We start from the raw sequence: 15,591 nt of genomic DNA, 5'->3' as shown, positions 1-15,591 counted from the left end.
ACCGCTCATGCTGTTCGCGCAAATCAGCGACCTTCACATCAAACGCCCCGGCAAGCTGGCCTATCGCCGCGTCGATACCGCCGCTTATCTTGAGCGTTGCGTGGCACGTCTCAATACGCTTACGCCGCGTCCCGACTTCGTCGTGCTGACGGGCGATCTCGTCGACTTCGGCGCGCGCGAGGAATACGAGCATCTGCGCCGTTTGCTCACGCCGCTGGAAATCCCGTACTACCTCGTCATCGGCAATCACGACGGACGCGACGCGCTGCGCGAAGTGTTCCCCGAGCACACATATCTCGGCAAACCGGGCGACTTCGTGCAATACACGGCCATGTTCGGGCCGTTGCGGCTCGTGGCGCTCGATACGCAGGATCCGCCCAATGGCGGCGGGAAGTTGTGCGACGAGCGTCTGGAATGGCTCGAAGCGACGCTCGCTAGCGATACGCAAACGCCGACGGTCGTCGCCATGCACCATCCGCCGTTCTCGTGCGGCATCGAGCATATGGACGTTCAGGCGCTCGACGCTGCCGATGCGGTGAAGCTGGCCGCGATCGTGCGCCGCTTCGACAACGTGGAGCGTGTGATTTGCGGTCACGTGCATCGTCCGATTCACACGCGCTTTGCGGGCACCGTAGCAAGCGTGTGTCCGTCGCCTGCGCATCAGGTCGCGCTCGATCTGCGCGAAGGCGGACCGTCCGCGTGGGTGCTGGATCCGCCGTCGTTCCAGTTGCATCGATTCACGCCGCAGACGGGACTCGTCTCGCATCTCGCATTTGTCGATGACGCAGGCGGTTCGCATCCGTTCTATGACGCGGCGGGTAAGTTGATCGACTGAGCAGGTTGCGGCAGCGATGTCGCGCTAAATACCCTCATGCAAAAAGGCTCCCTCGGGAGCCTTTTGCGTTGCGGGTGTGACAAACGTTTGCGAAGGATTACAGCAGGTGATCCAGAGCGTCCGGCCCGAAGACTTCGCGGCGCATGCGTCCTGCGGGCACACCGGCGTCGCGCAGGGCACGCCATTGCGTCTGCATGAAGGCGGACGGGCCGCACATCAGGTAGTCGGCGTCGGCAGGCAGCGAGAGACGCGAGAGGTCCATGCGCCCGGCATGCGTGTAATCGACGTCTTCACGGTCCGTGCTCAACGGCACTTCAAGGAACGTGACGGTGCGCAGATTCGGCAACTGCGTCTTGGCGAACGCCAGATGACGGCGCAGCGCCACGTGCGAGCCGTTGCGACCGGCGTGGGCAAACAGCACTTCGCGACGCGAGCCCTTGGCGGCCAGCGCTGCGACCATCGACATCATCGGCGTGATCCCCACGCCGGCGCTGAGCAGCACGAGCGGACGGGCGGAATCTTGCGGCAGCGTGAACTCGCCGTAGGCCGGACCGACCAGAATGCGATCGCCTGCCTTGACGTTCGCGTGCAACCAGTTCGAGACCATCCCTTCGGGCTTCGATGCATTGGCTTCTTCGCGCTTGACGGTGATGCGCCAATGCGGGGCTTCGGGGGCGTCCGAGAGGCTGTACTGGCGACGCTGTTGCAGGCCGTCCGGCAGCGTGACGGCGACGCTCACGTACTGGCCCGGTGCGAACTCGCCCGGCGAGCCGCCTTCCGGCGTGCGCAGGTAGTACGACACGACGTGTTCGGTTTCGCGGTCGACGTCGGCCACGACCAATTCGCGCAGTGCGCCCAGCGGTGCACGCGATTGCTCGGACAGTCGCGCTTCGGCCGCGATCAGTTCGCCCGCGAGCAGCCAGTAGGCTTCGTCCCAGGCGGCGATGAGTTCAGGCGTCGCAGCGTCGCCCAGCACGGCCTTGATGGCGGCGAGCAGATAACGTCCGACGATCGGGTAGTGCGCCGGCGTAATGCCGACAGAGACGTGCTTGTGAACGATGCGCTCAAGCACGGGGGCGAGGGCCGCCGCATTGTCGATGTTCGCAGCGTATGCAAAGACGGCGGAGGCGAGCGACTGCTGTTGTGCACCGCTTGCCTGATTACCCATGTTGAAGAGATTGCGCAACTCAGGATGCGCTTCGAACATGCTCGCGTAGAAGTGGCGCGTGATCGCAAGACCGTGTTCGCGCAAGACCGGAACGCTTGCGTCGATGTAGGGGCGGGATGCGGCGGAAAGCATGGCAAGACTCCTGAATTTATAAGATGCAAATTAAATGCATCTTTTTGGTCGTACTTGTGGGTGTTTCATCGATACCGTGGACGCTCACGCTCTGGGGCGTCCACGGTGCGGCATTCGGTCGCCGGTCCCCGGGGCTCACATCATGGACAACTCGCACAACTCGACAACAACTTTCAGGGGGCCGGCGGAGTGATTATAAGATGCAAATTAAATGCATGTTATATGGCTGCGGCGGAATGTCGCAACGGGTCGGCTGGCGCAGCTTGCTGTGAGGGCAGTTGTTGTCCCAGACGAGGTGCACGGCGGCGCTCGACGATTTGCACCGCGCGCTTGCGTGTCTGATCGATGAAGAAGAAGCCTGCGCGCACGAAGCGAACCCGTTCGGACGAAAGCGCGGTGAGCGCTGTGTTGCCCGCGTTGTTGGGCCGGGTCGGATCGCCGCCGTAGCGCAACGCCGTGTTGAGCAGGTAATCGGCGTAGATGGCATCGCGTGGATGGTGCGTCGTCGCGGCAAGGAAGTGCATGATCGAGTTGCCTTCGTACACGGGTGCGTTGCAGTCGGGATGAAGGGCGAGCAGTACCTCGGCTGCACCGCAAAAGCCCCGCGACGCGAGCCAAATCACCGGCGGTGTGCCGTCTGCATGCTGCTGGGTCAGATCCATGCCGCGTTGCTGGAGCCGCGCGGCCAGCGCAAACAGCGCCTCGTGCGCGAGCAAGGGGTCTTGACCGGCATCGCACAACCGCTTCGCTTCGTGCATCATCGCGGCGCTGGCGGCGGTCACGTTCTCCGTCGTCTCGTTGCCGGGTAGCGTGTCTGGGTTGGTAATGACGTGCACGGCGCGCTCGCGTGCCTGCTTCACCATCTTCTGCGTCAAACGAAGGTAACTCACAAGACTGTCCGGCAAGAGCGAGACGGGGGTGATGCCCGCGTCGTTGGTTCGATCAGGATCGCCGCCGTAGCGCACGGCGAGGATGAACAGAAAATAGGCGGAGAACGAGTAGGGCCGCAACCGTGTGGTGGCCGCGAGCTGATGCATGAGCGTGTTGCCGTCACGGCCGACCTCCGCCGTGCTGCAGGCGGCACCCAGCGAGAGCAAAACGTCGGCCGCTGCGCAGTAGCCGTTGAACGCCAATAGCACAACGGGAGGTGAACCCGTGAGCGCCGGTTGTGTGAGATCAGCACCGTGCGATACGAGCATCTTTCCCAGACGAAAGAGCGAATCGTGTGCCACGAGCAGGTCACAACCGTTCAGATGCAGACGCTCGGCTTCGGCGGCCATCGCCGTGGCAATGAGCGGCACGCCGTTCGCTGTCGCCTGATTGACGTCTGCACCGAGGTCCAATAGAGATGGCAACCATTCCACGGCAACGTGACCGCACAAATGGGTCAGCGGCAGATGAACGTCTCCTGCGAGCTCGGACACCGGGACGTTGTTGGTCTTGTCGCGACCGCACGCAATCAGCACGCGCAACGCATTGGAAACGGTCGGCGACGGGAGTGTGGGGAATTCGTTGGCCATGAGTGCGTCAACGAACACCGTAGGGTAGGCGGACGGCTCCGCTGCGTAACGGAGCCAGAGTTGCAGGCCCATGTCGCTTAGCAACAGATCGGCGTTATCCGGCTCGAGGTCGTCGCGTGCTGACCGGTTAATGAAGACACCGGCATTTTCAAGATCGCTCAGGGTTCTGTGCTGCACCGGTGTGCAAAACAGCGTGGACATCGAGAAGACCAGTCCCCCGGGATTTTCCGGTCTCGCTAAGGAACAACTGTCGTGGAGTTCTCGGCCGGCGGCCGTCGCAGGGCTCATCAAGATGTCCCACACTTGGCGCGATGTACAACGCGCCTCGCGCTGCGCGCGCAGGAGTGCTTCGAGCGTGAGGCCGTCCGGCAAGGCAACACTGTCGCTCACGGAACCTAGATGCGTCGCTGGCGATATCGAGTGGGGCGTGACTGAGGGTATGGGCATGTCGGGCGAGAAGGTCAGCTAAGGGCTCTGATGCGACGAAAGGCGGCTGTGCGGACGGTCGTGAGGAATGCGTCGTCGACTTGCGGGCCGAGCAATGTGGGTTCGGGCAAGCATGAGCGGGCCGTGTGTCCCGCTGTGTTCGGCACATCCAGATTGCCGCCGTGGTGGAGGGCTAGGATCAGGACGTAATGAGCGAGCCTGGCGTTTTCCGTATGCGCTGGGGACTCGCGCATGTGAATGGCATGCGCCAGGTGATGCATCAATGTGTTGCCATGCTGGTCGATCGCATTTGGACTGGCTCCGCTCGCGAGCAGCGCTTCGGCCGCACCACACAGCCCGTGAAACGCGAGCAGCGCGACAGCGGGCACGCCGCGCCCGTTCGGTTGTGTCAGATCGGCGCCGTGCCGTTTGAGCAGTTCGGCGAGTTGTCGAAGTGAGGTGTGCGCGCACATGAAGTCTCGCCCGGCGTGGTGCAGCCGGATCGCTTCGGCACGCATGGCGTTCACAATCAGCGGCACGCCCCGTTGGCTCATCTGATGCGGGCAGCCGCCGAGTTCGAGCACGCGACGCAACCAGTGCGGCGCGACCTGACTGCACAGATGAGAGAGCGGATTGATGGGGGGGAGGTCGGACGGATTCGACGGCGTGGCGGCGGTGCGATCGCGTCCGCAGGCTACGAGAATCCGCAGAATCTTGGCAATACGCGTCCGGTCGTGCATGGACGTCGCACCGAAGATGTCGGAGCCGTCGAACACCCTGAAGTAAGCCGTCGGTGTCGCGGCGTATTGCAGCCAGAGGAGCAGTCCTTCGTTACTGCGTAGCAGGGCCGCGTCTTCGGGGCGCAGATGTCCGGCACGCGCCGGAATGAGGAAGACGCCCGCGTCCGTGAGTCGGTCCACTGTGCGCTCCGATTCGGGCATGGTCAGCAGCGTCACCATTTCGAGAAACAGCGGACCGTTCGGCGACGCAGCTTCGCAAGCGCTACGCAACTCGCGCCCCGCACAACTCTGCGGATCGACGAGCATGTTCCAGATGTCCTGTGTGCGGTATAGCGAGCCACGTCGCACGTCGAGCAGGTCGACCAGCGACGTGGCCGACAGATGACGGCCTTCGGGCTGCGGATGAGAGGCGGGGACGCTGTCGCGCGTACTGTGGGAGTAGGTGCTGTGCGCACTGGTAGTGATGGGCGGGGTACCGGGCATGGTCGTTGGACGCGTGGCGTGAAGAAGCCGCATGGTCGCGCACACGCCGGGTGCTGGTTTTGGCATTCGCCCCGTCGGGTTCTCCAAGACGGACATGCCGACGCGGTGCGAATGCCGCACTACAATGCGGTATTCATGAATCATCGCCACGCATTTGTATGACGGAGAAAAACATTCCAGACGCCGCGTCCGCCACGAACCCGTTGCAGACGCAGGACAACGAGGCCGTGATTGCGGCGACGCGCCACTGGCTCACGCGCGCCGTGATCGGCCTGAACCTTTGCCCCTTTGCGAAGGCGGTGCACGTCAAGGATCAGATCCGGTATGTCGTGAGCGCCGCGCGCGATATGGAGGGCGTGCTGCTCGATCTGGAGAGGGAGTTGCAGTGGCTGGCGCAGGCCGACCCGCAAGCGGTCGATACGACGCTGCTGATCGTGCCGGACGCGTTGCTCGACTTCCACGAGTACAACGACGCATTGTTCTTTGCCGAGCGGATGCTCAAGCAGTTGCAGCTCGAAGGCGAACTACAGATCGCGAGTTTCCATCCGGACTATCAATTCGAAGGCACCGATCCGGACGACGCCGAGAACTTCACGAACCGCTCGCCGTATCCGATACTGCATTTACTGCGCGAAGCGAGCATCGACCGCGCGGTGGAAGCCTTCCCGGAAGCGGAAACGATTTACGAACGTAACGAGGCGCTGATGCGCAAGATGGGTGTCGCGGGCTACCACGAATGGATGGCGCAACCCGCCGAAGACGAAGACGGTGCGAACGACAATGCCATCGATGCTGACGAAGGTAACGCCGCAAAGTGATGAGGACTGCGGAGAGGGGGAGGATTCGATTCCTCTCTCCGGTATTAGCGATACGCCGAAAAACAAAAAAGCCGCGCGACATAATCGGGCGGCTTTTCTGTTGACTGCTGAGTACTTCGTCTTGCTTGCATCACCAGGGACTGAGTAAGTCGCTGGTGCCGGAGAGAGGAATCGAACCCCCGACCTTCTCATTACGAATGAGCTGCTCTACCGACTGAGCTACTCCGGCGCTGCGAAGAAGTGAGATATTAGCAGACTTTACGGATTTGTCACTACTTTTTTCGAAGATTTTTCGCTGTGACTGCGTCAGTCACGCGTAAATCATTGAAATTTCAGAAATCCTGCGCTTCCGTCGCCGCGAAAAAATTTTCACGACATTGCATCGTCTTCGCGACGACGAATCCGCGTCTTTACATCGCTTACTTCTTGTCGGCTTCGTGGTGATAACCGGTCACACGTTCGACTTCGTTCTTCGAGCCGAGGAACACTGCAACACGCTCGTGCAGCTTCTGCGGCTGAATGTCGAGAATGCGCTGCGTGCCGTTCGTGGCCGCGCCGCCCGCCTGCTCGACGAGGAAGCTCATCGGGTTCGCTTCGTACATGATGCGCAGCTTGCCCGGCTTGTCCGGATCGCGCTTGTCGGCCGGATACATGAACACACCACCGCGCGTCAGAATGCGATGCACGTCCGCCACCATCGACGCGATCCAGCGCATGTTGAAGTCCTTGCCGCGCACGCCTTCCTTGCCTTGCAGCAACTCGCCGATGTAACGCTGCACCGGCGGATACCAGTGACGCTCGTTCGACATGTTGATCGCGAATTCCTTGGTGTCTTCCGGAATGCGCATGCCTTCCTGCGTCAGCACCCACGAGCCCATCTCGCGATCGAGCGTGAAGCAGTTCACGCCATGACCCGTCGTCAGCACCAGCACAGTTTGCGGACCGTATACCGCATAACCGGCCGCCACTTGCTGCGTGCCCGGTTGCAGGAAGTCCTTCTCGGTCGGATCCGTCACGCCTTCCGGGCAACGCAGCACCGAGAAGATCGTGCCGATCGACACGTTCACGTCGATGTTCGACGAACCGTCGAGCGGGTCGAACATCAGGAGGTATTCGCCTTGCGGATAGCGGTTCGGAATGTGGAAGACGTCTTCCATCTCTTCCGAAGCCATCGCCGCCAGATGGCCACCCCATTCGTTCGCTTCGAGCATGATCTCGTTGGAAATCACGTCGAGCTTCTTCTGAACTTCGCCCTGCACGTTCTCGCTGCCGGCGCTGCCCAGCACACCACCGAGCGCGCCCTTGGACACGGCGTGGCTAATGGACTTGCACGCACGTGCGACGACTTCGATCAGCAGACGAAGTTCGGCAGGAATGTTGTTGAATTCCCGCTGCTGTTCGATCAGATATTGGGTAAGGGTCTTGCGCCGCATGTGGGCCTCCGGGAAAGCGAAAAAGCGTACATATCGAGATGCCCGCAATTTTACTCGTAAAGCGACACTGCCCCCGCGAAAAATCCTTGGGGGCAGTGCAGTATCGGCATCATCCGACGAACGATTCGGATTTCTCCGATGCGTTCGCGGCGTGCGAAATCAGTCGAGGCCGTCGAACAGCGCGTCGTCCGGACCGATGTGCGACGGCGAGCGCCAGGCGGCATCGCGCATGCTGTGCTGGACTTGCTTGTCCACGCCGAGCAGGATCGCGAAGATCGCCATGCGCACCGGAATGCCGTTGTCCGTCTGACGGAAGATGGCCAGACGCGGATCGTGATTCAGGTCAGTCGACAGATCGTTTGCGCCCGGGCGGCTGTCTCGCGGCAGCGGGTGCATGATGATCGTGCGGCTATCGCAGTACTGGTTGATCAGCGCTTCGTTGATCTGGAAGTCCGGCGTGTAGCCTTCGATGGCCTCGTCGGCAAAGCGCTCCTTCTGGATGCGCGTCGCGTAGACCACGTCCGCACCGGCCAGATCGGCGAGCGAATTGCTCTGCACGATGACGTGGCCGTTCTGCGAGATCTGGTCGAGAATGTACGTCGGCATTTCCAGCGACGGCGGCGAGATCAGCGTGAACTTCAAGCCGCGATACAGCGCGAGCAGCTTGATCAGCGAGTGCACCGTGCGGCCGTAGCGCAGGTCGCCGACCATCGCCACATGGGCGCCGTCGACCAGCTTGCCCAGACGCGAGAACTCGCGGCCGATGGTGTACAGATCGAGAATGGCCTGACTCGGGTGTTCGCCCGGGCCGTCGCCACCGTTGATGACGGGGATGTTCGTCGCGCGTGCGAATTCGGCGACCGAGCCCTTTTCCGGGTGACGCACGACAAGCGCGTCGACGTAACCGCTCATGACACGGCTCGTGTCGTAGATCGATTCGCCCTTGGCCATCGACGAGAACGTGAAGCCGGTCGTGTCGCACACCGAGCCGCCGAGGCGGCAGAAGGCGGAGCCGAAGCTCACGCGGGTGCGGGTACTGGCTTCGAAGAACAGATTGCCGAGCACTGCGCCTTCGAGCACGCGCGAGATCTTCTGGCGGCGCGCGATCGGTTGCATGATGTCGGCAACGTGGAACAATTCTTCCAGCGAATCGCGCGAGAACTGATCAACGGAGATCAGATGCGGCTTGCCGTCGAGGCCCATGCGTTCGCGCAGCGGCTTGTGTGCGCTTTGCGTAGATTCCGCAGACGGCGCTTCGCGACCGAGAATTTCACCGACGAATTTCTCCACGATGCTCGGCATCGTGCGATATTCGCTGGAATCTTCGGGCAGCAGCCAGGTGTCGAGGGCGCGCCGACGAACGCCGATGCGCTCGGCGAAGGTGTCGCGGGTCATGTTCAGGCGACGCATCGCGTCGCGCAGGAAAGTCTGCTGTGCACTCATGGTCGGGTCGGCAGGAATGTGTACGCGATGCGTATAATAGGCGTCGATTCGTTGTTTGTCCAGCAAAAGACGTGCCCCTCGCGGGGCCGCGCCAGCCGGGCGTTTCCGGCATTTCCGGTGTATTGCCGTACGGGTATGGAAAACCTTCTCCGCAAGCTTGACCTCACTTCTTTGCGTCTTTTCGTGGCCGTCTGCCAGGAGCGGAGCATGGCGCGTGCTGCCGAGCGCGAATTCATCGCGCCTTCCGCGATCAGCCGTCGCATTGCCGACATCGAAGCCATCGTGGGACTCCCGCTTATTCAGCGTCACCAGCGCGGCATCACCGTCACGCCGGTGGGCGAGACGGTACGCCGTTACGCTGAACGTATTCTAGGCACGATCGAATCGCTGGGTGCCGAGCTGTCCCAATTCCATGAAGGCGCGCGCGGCAGCGTGCGCATTGCGGCCAATCTGTCGGCCATTGTGCAGTTCCTGCCGGAAGATCTGGCGGCGTTCGGGCGTGTCTTTTCCGCCGTGGATGTCGAGCTCGACGAACAGCACAGCAACGAAGTGCTGCAACGCGTGGCCGAGCGCGCGGTGGACGTGGGCATCTGCAATGCCGTCGAAGGCATTGAAGCGTTCACGATGGTGCCGTACCGCCGCGACCGGCTCGCGGTGATTCTGCCCGCGGGGCATCCGCTTGCGGCGCGTACCGGCGAGATTCCGTTTTCCGCGTGCGTCGGCGAAACGCTTGTGGGGCTTCAGGGCAACAGCGCGCTCACGCAGATGCTGCGTCAGCAGGCGAGTGCAGCCGGTGAGTCGTTGCGGATCAAGATCCGCGTCTCCAGCCTCGACGCGCTGTGCCGCATGGCTCACGCCGGACTTGGCATCGCCATCGCCCCCGAGCAGGTGGGGCAGTTGTACGTCGGCAAGCTGGACATCGTGGTGCGCCCGCTCACGGACGAGTGGGCGCATCGTCAGCTCTGGCTGGTCTTCCCGTCGCGTGAGCAACTCAGTGCGACGGCGTCGGCCGTGGTGAATTTCCTCGCGCAAGGACAGGGTGCACAGAGCCCACAGAGCCCACAGAGCCCAGAGAGCCTTTAAGCACCCAGGCGCCCACGCTTTCCCTCCTTCGCCATCGGTCACGCCCGCCTTGCCGAGACGGCACGGCAGGACGACGACACGGCCGCTATGCTGTCTTCCGGAGGTGAATGCCGCATGGAAGACATCATTCGTTTCGATGGCCGCGTGCTGTTTCTGTCCGACGACCCGGCCATCGTGCGCCGCCAGTTGTCGGGCGAGTCCGTCACGCGCGCCGAGGCTGGCGTGCTGCGCGACAACGTTTCAACGGACGAAATCACGCCCGTCACCGTCATGCTGACGTACGACGAGCGACTCGGTCGCTATCCGTACGTCGGTTTCAAAGCGGGAAACGAGATGCCCGTGGGCGAGCACGAGGTGCGTCGCGGTGGTTTTCAGGTCACCGTCGCTGGCAAGCGCTATGGCAAGGGCTCGTCGCGTGAGTCGAGCCCGCTGGCGGAGTTGTCGGCGGGTATCCGTCTGATCGTTGCCGAGAGCTTCGAGCGCATCTATCAGCAGAACTGCGACAACATCGGCATTCTGACGACGACCGATTTCGGTGTGCTCGACCGCATTCTCGCGGGCGAAGCCATTCCGATTACCGAATTTCTCAAGGGGCGCGATGCCCTCACGCAGCAGATCATCCGCAGCGGCGGTCTGCTCGCGTACAGCAAGTTTGCGGAGTGGCCTGCGCCGCGTGCGCATGACGACGCAGCGACGACGCCAACCCAGTCGCCCCGCACCCTCGTAGAAAAGATCATGGCGCGCCGCCTGCATCCGGCCACGCCGGGTGCCGAGCATGGCGACGGCGTGTTCGTGCGCGTCGACTGGCGTTTCTCACATGATTACTTCACGGGGATGTGCGCGCATTTGATGCATCGTGCATTCGGTGAACCGGCGGCGCTGCACGATCCGGCGCGCATCATCGCGTTTCAGGACCATCTGGTGCTCGCGGCGCAGAGTTTCCCGCACGTCTCGCAAGGGCTGTTGCCCGGTGTCGCGAATCTGACTAGCGGTCATCGCGAGTTCGTCGCGCGCTATCCGGTGCTGGCGCACGGGCAACTCGCAGACGACGGTGAACACGGTGCCGACGGCATCTGCCACGCGCTCATGGCCGAGCGCTACGCGTTGCCCGGCCAGATCGTGATCGGTACCGACTCGCATACGCCGCACGCGGGCGCGCTCGGTTGCCTCGCGTTCGGCGCGGGGGCTACGGACATCGCGAACAGCTGGGTGACGGGCTACGTGCGCTGCAAGGTGCCGCAGACGTTGCGCATCGAGATCGACGGCGACCTCGCGCCGGGTGTGACGGCCAAGGACGTCGTGCTGCATCTGCTGCGCCTCGACGCCATCCGAAGCGGCGGCGCCATCGGCCTCGTCTTCGAATATGCGGGGAGTGCCGTACGGGCCATGTCGGTCGACGAGCGCGCCACGCTCACCAATATGGTGGCCGAGCTGGGCGGCTTTACCGGCATCGTCGCACCGGATGAGAAAACGGTGGCGTTCCTCAAGGAGCGGCGAGGCATCGACTTCACGCTCGAACCGTGGATGACGAGCGACGTCGGTGCGCGCTATCGCGACGTGATCCGCATCGATGCCGCCGCGCTCACGCCAATGCTCGCGCGTCCGGGCGACCCCGGCAACGGCGTGGCGCTCGCCGAGTTGGACGCTCCCGTCGCCATCGACATCGCCTACGGCGGTTCCTGCACCGCAGGCAAGCGCGACGACTTCGACGCTTATCACGACGTGCTCGCGTGGGGTGTCGCCCACGGACTGCGCGTCGCACAGGGGCGGTCGCTGTTCCTGCAATTCGGCACGATGGACGTGCGCGCCTACTGCGAGGTGCAAGGCTATCTGAAGACGTTCGAAGAAGCGGGCGTGACGCTCATCATGCCGGGCTGCGGCGCGTGTGCGAACTGCGGGCCGGGGCAATCGACGTCGGCGGCGCAGGTCACGATCAGCGCGATCAACCGCAACTTCCCGGGACGCTCGGGGCCGGGCAGCGTCTGGCTCGCGAGTCCGTATACGGTCGCGGCGAGCGCGCTGGCGGGGCGCATCGTCAGCTTCGACGAATTGAAAGCGACGGCATTGCAGTAACGCGCGTTGCGACGGTTTCGCTGTGTGCGACGCATGCCGCAGCACATCGACGATTCGATACGATGTGCTGCGCACCGTCACATCGGAAAGAGGCTGTGCTGTTGTTGGTGAACATCGCAATTTTTCGTAGTACGTGGCAAAGGTGACTGGCGCGGTGTCATTCGTGGCACAATTTCGGCCTCGCGCCTGTCGATTCATGGTGTATCCGATGTCCGAAGAGACGTCGGACTGTGAGCAGTTCGGCCATGACCGAACGGGCCCGGAGACGATTTCCATGCCATCCCCCGACGTATCAATGCCTTCCATGCCTCGCGCCGCTCAAGCAACGACAGCGGCAACCCGCCTGACCGCAGGCGACATTTCCGCACGACTCGACCGTCTGCCCCCGACCCGCACTGTCTGGAAACTGGTGGTGCTGCTCAGTCTCGGTTTCTTCTTCGAACTCTACGACTTGCTCTATACCGGTTACATCGCACCGGGTCTGGTGAAAAGCGGCATCCTCACGCCCACGACACCGGGCCTGTTCGGCACGACCGGTGTGGCGAGTTTCATCGCCGCGCTGTTCTCGGGCCTATTCATCGGCACCATTGCGTGCGGCTTTCTCGCCGACCGCTTCGGGCGTCGCGCGGTGTTCACCGGCTCGCTGCTCTGGTACACCGTCGCCAACGTCATCATGGCGTTTCAGGAGACGGCCACCGGCGTGAACTTCTGGCGCTTCGTGGTCGGCCTCGGCATCGGCGTGGAGCTGGTGACGATCGGCACCTACATCGCGGAGCTTGTGCCCAAGCAGATTCGCGGGCGCGCCTTCGCGTGCGAACAGGCCGTCGGTTTCACGGCGGTGCCGGTCGTGGCGCTGCTCGCGTATTGGCTCGTGCCGCGCGAATTCCTCGGTCTGGAAGGCTGGCGCTGGGTGGTGCTCATCGGCGCGCACGGTGCGGTGTTCGTCTGGTGGATTCGCCGTGCTCTGCCGGAGAGCCCGCGCTGGCTCGCGCAGAAGGGGCGTCTGGATGAGGCGGAGCGTGTGCTTTCGGCGCTCGAAGCCAAGGTCGAGCGCGAGTACGGCAAGCCGCTGCCTGCGCCGGGCGTGCCGGAGCCGGTCGTGCCCAAGAGCGCGTTTCGCGACATGTGGGTGCCGCCGTATCGCAAGCGCGCCATCATGATGATTCTGTTCAACATCTTCCAGACGGTCGGCTTCTACGGCTTTGCGAACTGGGTGCCGACGCTGCTCATCAAACAGGGCATCACGGTGACGACGAGTCTCGCATATTCGAGCGTGATCGCGCTGGCCGCACCGGTCGGCCCGCTGATCGGGCTATGGATGGCCGACAAGGTCGAGCGCAAGCACGCCATTGTGTGGACGGCCGGTATCGGTATCGTGTGCGGGATGGTGTTCTCGCAGGTCACGTGGTCGGTCATGCTGATCGCGATGGGCATTGGCCTGACGCTTGCGAACAACATCATGTCGTACAGCTATCACGCGTATCAGACGGAGTTGTTCCCCACGGGCATTCGCGCACGTGCGGTGGGTTTCGTCTATTCGTGGAGCCGCTTCTCGGCGATTTTCACGGCGTTCCTGATCGCGTCGGTGCTGCGCAATTTCGGCGTGACCGGCGTGTTCGCTTTCATCTCTTGCGCCATGCTGGTCGTCATGCTCGCCATCGGTCTGATGGGGCCGCGCACGAAGGACATCGCGCTGGAGAAGATTTCGCAGTAAGACATTGCAGTAAGACATGCATCGCGCCGACGAGGGCGATTCCCCGTCGCTTCGTGGCGCGACCGCTCACCGCATACCCGAGATCCCGATCATGGCGGATTTGCAGACCGAAGCGGCCTATGAGGCCAATGCCGAACGCTACAGCGAGGACTGGCTGGAGCAACCGCCGCCGGACGATATGTACGCACTGCTTGTCCGTCATTTCGTTCCGGGCGGCCGGACAATCGACGTGGGATGCGGTAATGGGCGCGACGCCGCATGGCTCGCTCGTCAAGGTTTCGACGTCGCAGGCTACGACGCCTCACCGGCGCTTGTGGCGCTCGCGCGCAAGACCTTCCCGTGGGTGATGTTTCACGTCGACCGTTTGCCGTCGATGGAAAGCGTGACGACGCAGTTCGACAACGTGATCTGCGAGACGGTACTGATGCATCTGCCGGTAGATGAGGTGGCTCAGGCCGCAGATCGGTTATGGACGCTGGTGCGTCCGGGCGGTGTGCTCTACGTGTCGTGGCGCGTGACTGAAGGGGCCGATCTGCGCCACGACGACGGCCGTCTCTATAGCGCGTTTGATCCCGCAGTCGTTCGCGCAGCGCTGCATGAGGGCGTTGTGCTCCATGAAGAAGACGTCACGAGTGCGAGTTCAGGCAGGCGCGTCTGCCGCCTGATCGTGCGGCGCCCCGCCTGACGACTGGCAACACGGCGGAGGTTTCGCTCCGCCCGCACACGTCGTCAGATCAACTCGATGCCTGGCAACGTCAGCAGACTTGTCTCGCGCATGATCGAGACGAATTCGCCGATGTACGGGCGTGCCGTTGTTGCCGGTAGCGTGGCGGCCCACAGTTCGGCCGTCAGCCCTTGCGGCGTGATGGGCCGTGCGCTCACGTAACGACGCTCCAGATAGCCGGTAATCGCCCACAGCGGCAGTGCGGCCAGCCCGCGACGGCTCGCCACCAGTTGCAGGATCGCCACCGTCAGCTCGGTCGTGCGGCGTGTCGGCTCGATGCCCGCCGGGCGCAGCACCTGTCGCACGATGTCGAGCATGTCGTCGGGCACGGGATAGGTGATGAGCGTCTCGTCACGGAAATCCTCGGCGTCGACATGCGACTTGGCAGCAAGCGGATGGTCGTTCGCCATGAGCGCCATCATCTGAAAGCGGAACAATGGATGGAAGTCCACCGCTTCGCCTTCCTCATGCTCGGAGATGATCGCCAGATCCGCGCGGTCCTGATGCAGCAGCCCGATCGGGTCGGCATGAAAGCCCGACACGATGTCCAGTTCCACTTCCGGCCAGCGCTGACGAAACGCATCCATCGCGGGCATCAGCCAGTCGAAGCACGTATGGCATTCCACGGCGATGCGCAATGTCCCCTGTGTCCCCTGAGCGAGCCGGGTGAGATCGCGCCCCGCTTCGTCGACGGCGGGGACGACGTCTTCCGCGAGCGCCAGCAAGCGCTTCCCCGCCGGAGTGAACACGAGCGGGGCCGACTTGCGGATGAACAGCGGCAAGCCGTAGAAATCCTCCAATGCCTTGATCTGATGCGACAGAGCGGATTGCGTCAGGTGAAGCCACAACGCCGCGCGAGAGACGCTGCCGGTGTCGCGCAACGCCAACAAGGTCTGCAAGTGACGAAGTTCGATAGGGGTGCGTTGCATGAGCAAAATTAATCGAAAATGTAAAAAACGTTCGTTTTGATAATACACGCGCACCCAGGATACTGCCAGA

At 62.8% G+C, this 15,591-nt stretch carries 12 protein-coding genes and 1 tRNA gene; 6 read left to right on the top strand and 7 right to left on the bottom strand.

All coding sequences use genetic code 11. The annotated features are described in order from the left end of the window. The first annotated feature begins 7 nt into the window (after positions 1-7). Positions 8-835 carry a phosphodiesterase gene (locus NTU39_RS18695; RefSeq protein ID WP_150666108.1) on the top strand — a complete coding sequence of 276 codons (828 nt, stop codon included), beginning with the start codon at positions 8-10 and terminating at the stop codon, positions 833-835. Positions 836-932: 97 nt separating this feature from the next. Here NTU39_RS18695 and NTU39_RS18690 read toward each other — a convergent pair whose 3' ends face one another. The 3 genes from NTU39_RS18690 to NTU39_RS18680 form a co-directional block, all read right to left on the bottom strand. Further along, entirely contained in the window at positions 933-2,135 is a 1,203-nt protein-coding gene (locus NTU39_RS18690) for a globin domain-containing protein (protein ID WP_150666109.1), read from the bottom strand. 218 nt (positions 2,136-2,353) lie between these two features. Next, positions 2,354-3,856 (bottom strand): ankyrin repeat domain-containing protein, encoded by a 1,503-nt coding sequence (locus tag NTU39_RS18685; RefSeq protein ID WP_257958273.1) that lies wholly within the window; start codon positions 3,854-3,856, stop codon positions 2,354-2,356. Positions 3,857-4,116: 260 nt separating this feature from the next. Next, positions 4,117-5,304, bottom strand: coding sequence for an ankyrin repeat domain-containing protein (locus NTU39_RS18680; protein WP_257958272.1), 1,188 nt, complete (start codon positions 5,302-5,304; stop codon positions 4,117-4,119). 158 nt (positions 5,305-5,462) lie between these two features. Between NTU39_RS18680 and NTU39_RS18675 the strand changes: the two genes are divergently transcribed. Beyond that, positions 5,463-6,122: a DUF1415 domain-containing protein gene (locus tag NTU39_RS18675; RefSeq protein WP_257958271.1), complete on the top strand. Its 660-nt coding sequence runs from the start codon at positions 5,463-5,465 to the stop codon at positions 6,120-6,122. Between the two features lie 153 nt (positions 6,123-6,275). On the opposite strand, the gene NTU39_RS18670 is transcribed toward NTU39_RS18675, so the two are convergent. The 3 genes from NTU39_RS18670 to NTU39_RS18660 form a co-directional block, all read right to left on the bottom strand. Beyond that, positions 6,276-6,351 (bottom strand) — tRNA-Thr (locus NTU39_RS18670). A gap of 190 nt (positions 6,352-6,541) precedes the next feature. Continuing rightward, the gene (locus NTU39_RS18665; RefSeq protein ID WP_039397012.1) at positions 6,542-7,555 is read right to left on the bottom strand and encodes a class 1 fructose-bisphosphatase; all 1,014 of its coding nucleotides are present in this window, start codon (positions 7,553-7,555) and stop codon (positions 6,542-6,544) included. Between the two features lie 159 nt (positions 7,556-7,714). Next, entirely contained in the window at positions 7,715-8,998 is a 1,284-nt protein-coding gene (locus tag NTU39_RS18660; protein WP_039402605.1) for an aspartate carbamoyltransferase, read from the bottom strand. Between the two features lie 207 nt (positions 8,999-9,205). On the opposite strand from NTU39_RS18660, the gene NTU39_RS18655 reads away from it, so the two are divergent. The 4 genes from NTU39_RS18655 to NTU39_RS18640 all read left to right on the top strand — a co-directional run bounded on the left by NTU39_RS18655 (position 9,206) and on the right by NTU39_RS18640 (position 14,553). Then, on the top strand, positions 9,206-10,081 hold the full coding sequence (locus NTU39_RS18655) for a LysR family transcriptional regulator (RefSeq protein WP_505557878.1): 876 nt from the start codon (positions 9,206-9,208) through the stop codon (positions 10,079-10,081). Between the two features lie 114 nt (positions 10,082-10,195). Further along, on the top strand, positions 10,196-12,154 hold the full coding sequence (locus NTU39_RS18650) for an aconitase family protein (protein WP_257958268.1): 1,959 nt from the start codon (positions 10,196-10,198) through the stop codon (positions 12,152-12,154). Between the two features lie 295 nt (positions 12,155-12,449). Then, complete coding sequence (locus tag NTU39_RS18645; RefSeq protein ID WP_257958267.1) at positions 12,450-13,868, top strand: MFS transporter; 1,419 nt, start codon at positions 12,450-12,452, stop codon at positions 13,866-13,868. 91 nt (positions 13,869-13,959) lie between these two features. Next, on the top strand, positions 13,960-14,553 hold the full coding sequence (locus NTU39_RS18640) for a class I SAM-dependent methyltransferase (RefSeq protein WP_150666531.1): 594 nt from the start codon (positions 13,960-13,962) through the stop codon (positions 14,551-14,553). Between the two features lie 44 nt (positions 14,554-14,597). On the opposite strand, the gene NTU39_RS18635 is transcribed toward NTU39_RS18640, so the two are convergent. Further along, positions 14,598-15,521 (bottom strand): LysR family transcriptional regulator, encoded by a 924-nt coding sequence (locus NTU39_RS18635; RefSeq protein WP_257958266.1) that lies wholly within the window; start codon positions 15,519-15,521, stop codon positions 14,598-14,600. Between the last annotated feature and the right edge of the window lie 70 nt (positions 15,522-15,591).

The sequence above is a fragment of the Pandoraea commovens genome, assembly GCF_024704525.1.
Taxonomy (GTDB): Bacteria; Pseudomonadota; Gammaproteobacteria; order Burkholderiales; family Burkholderiaceae; genus Pandoraea; species Pandoraea commovens.
This window is presented reverse-complemented; position numbering and strand designations above follow the sequence as displayed.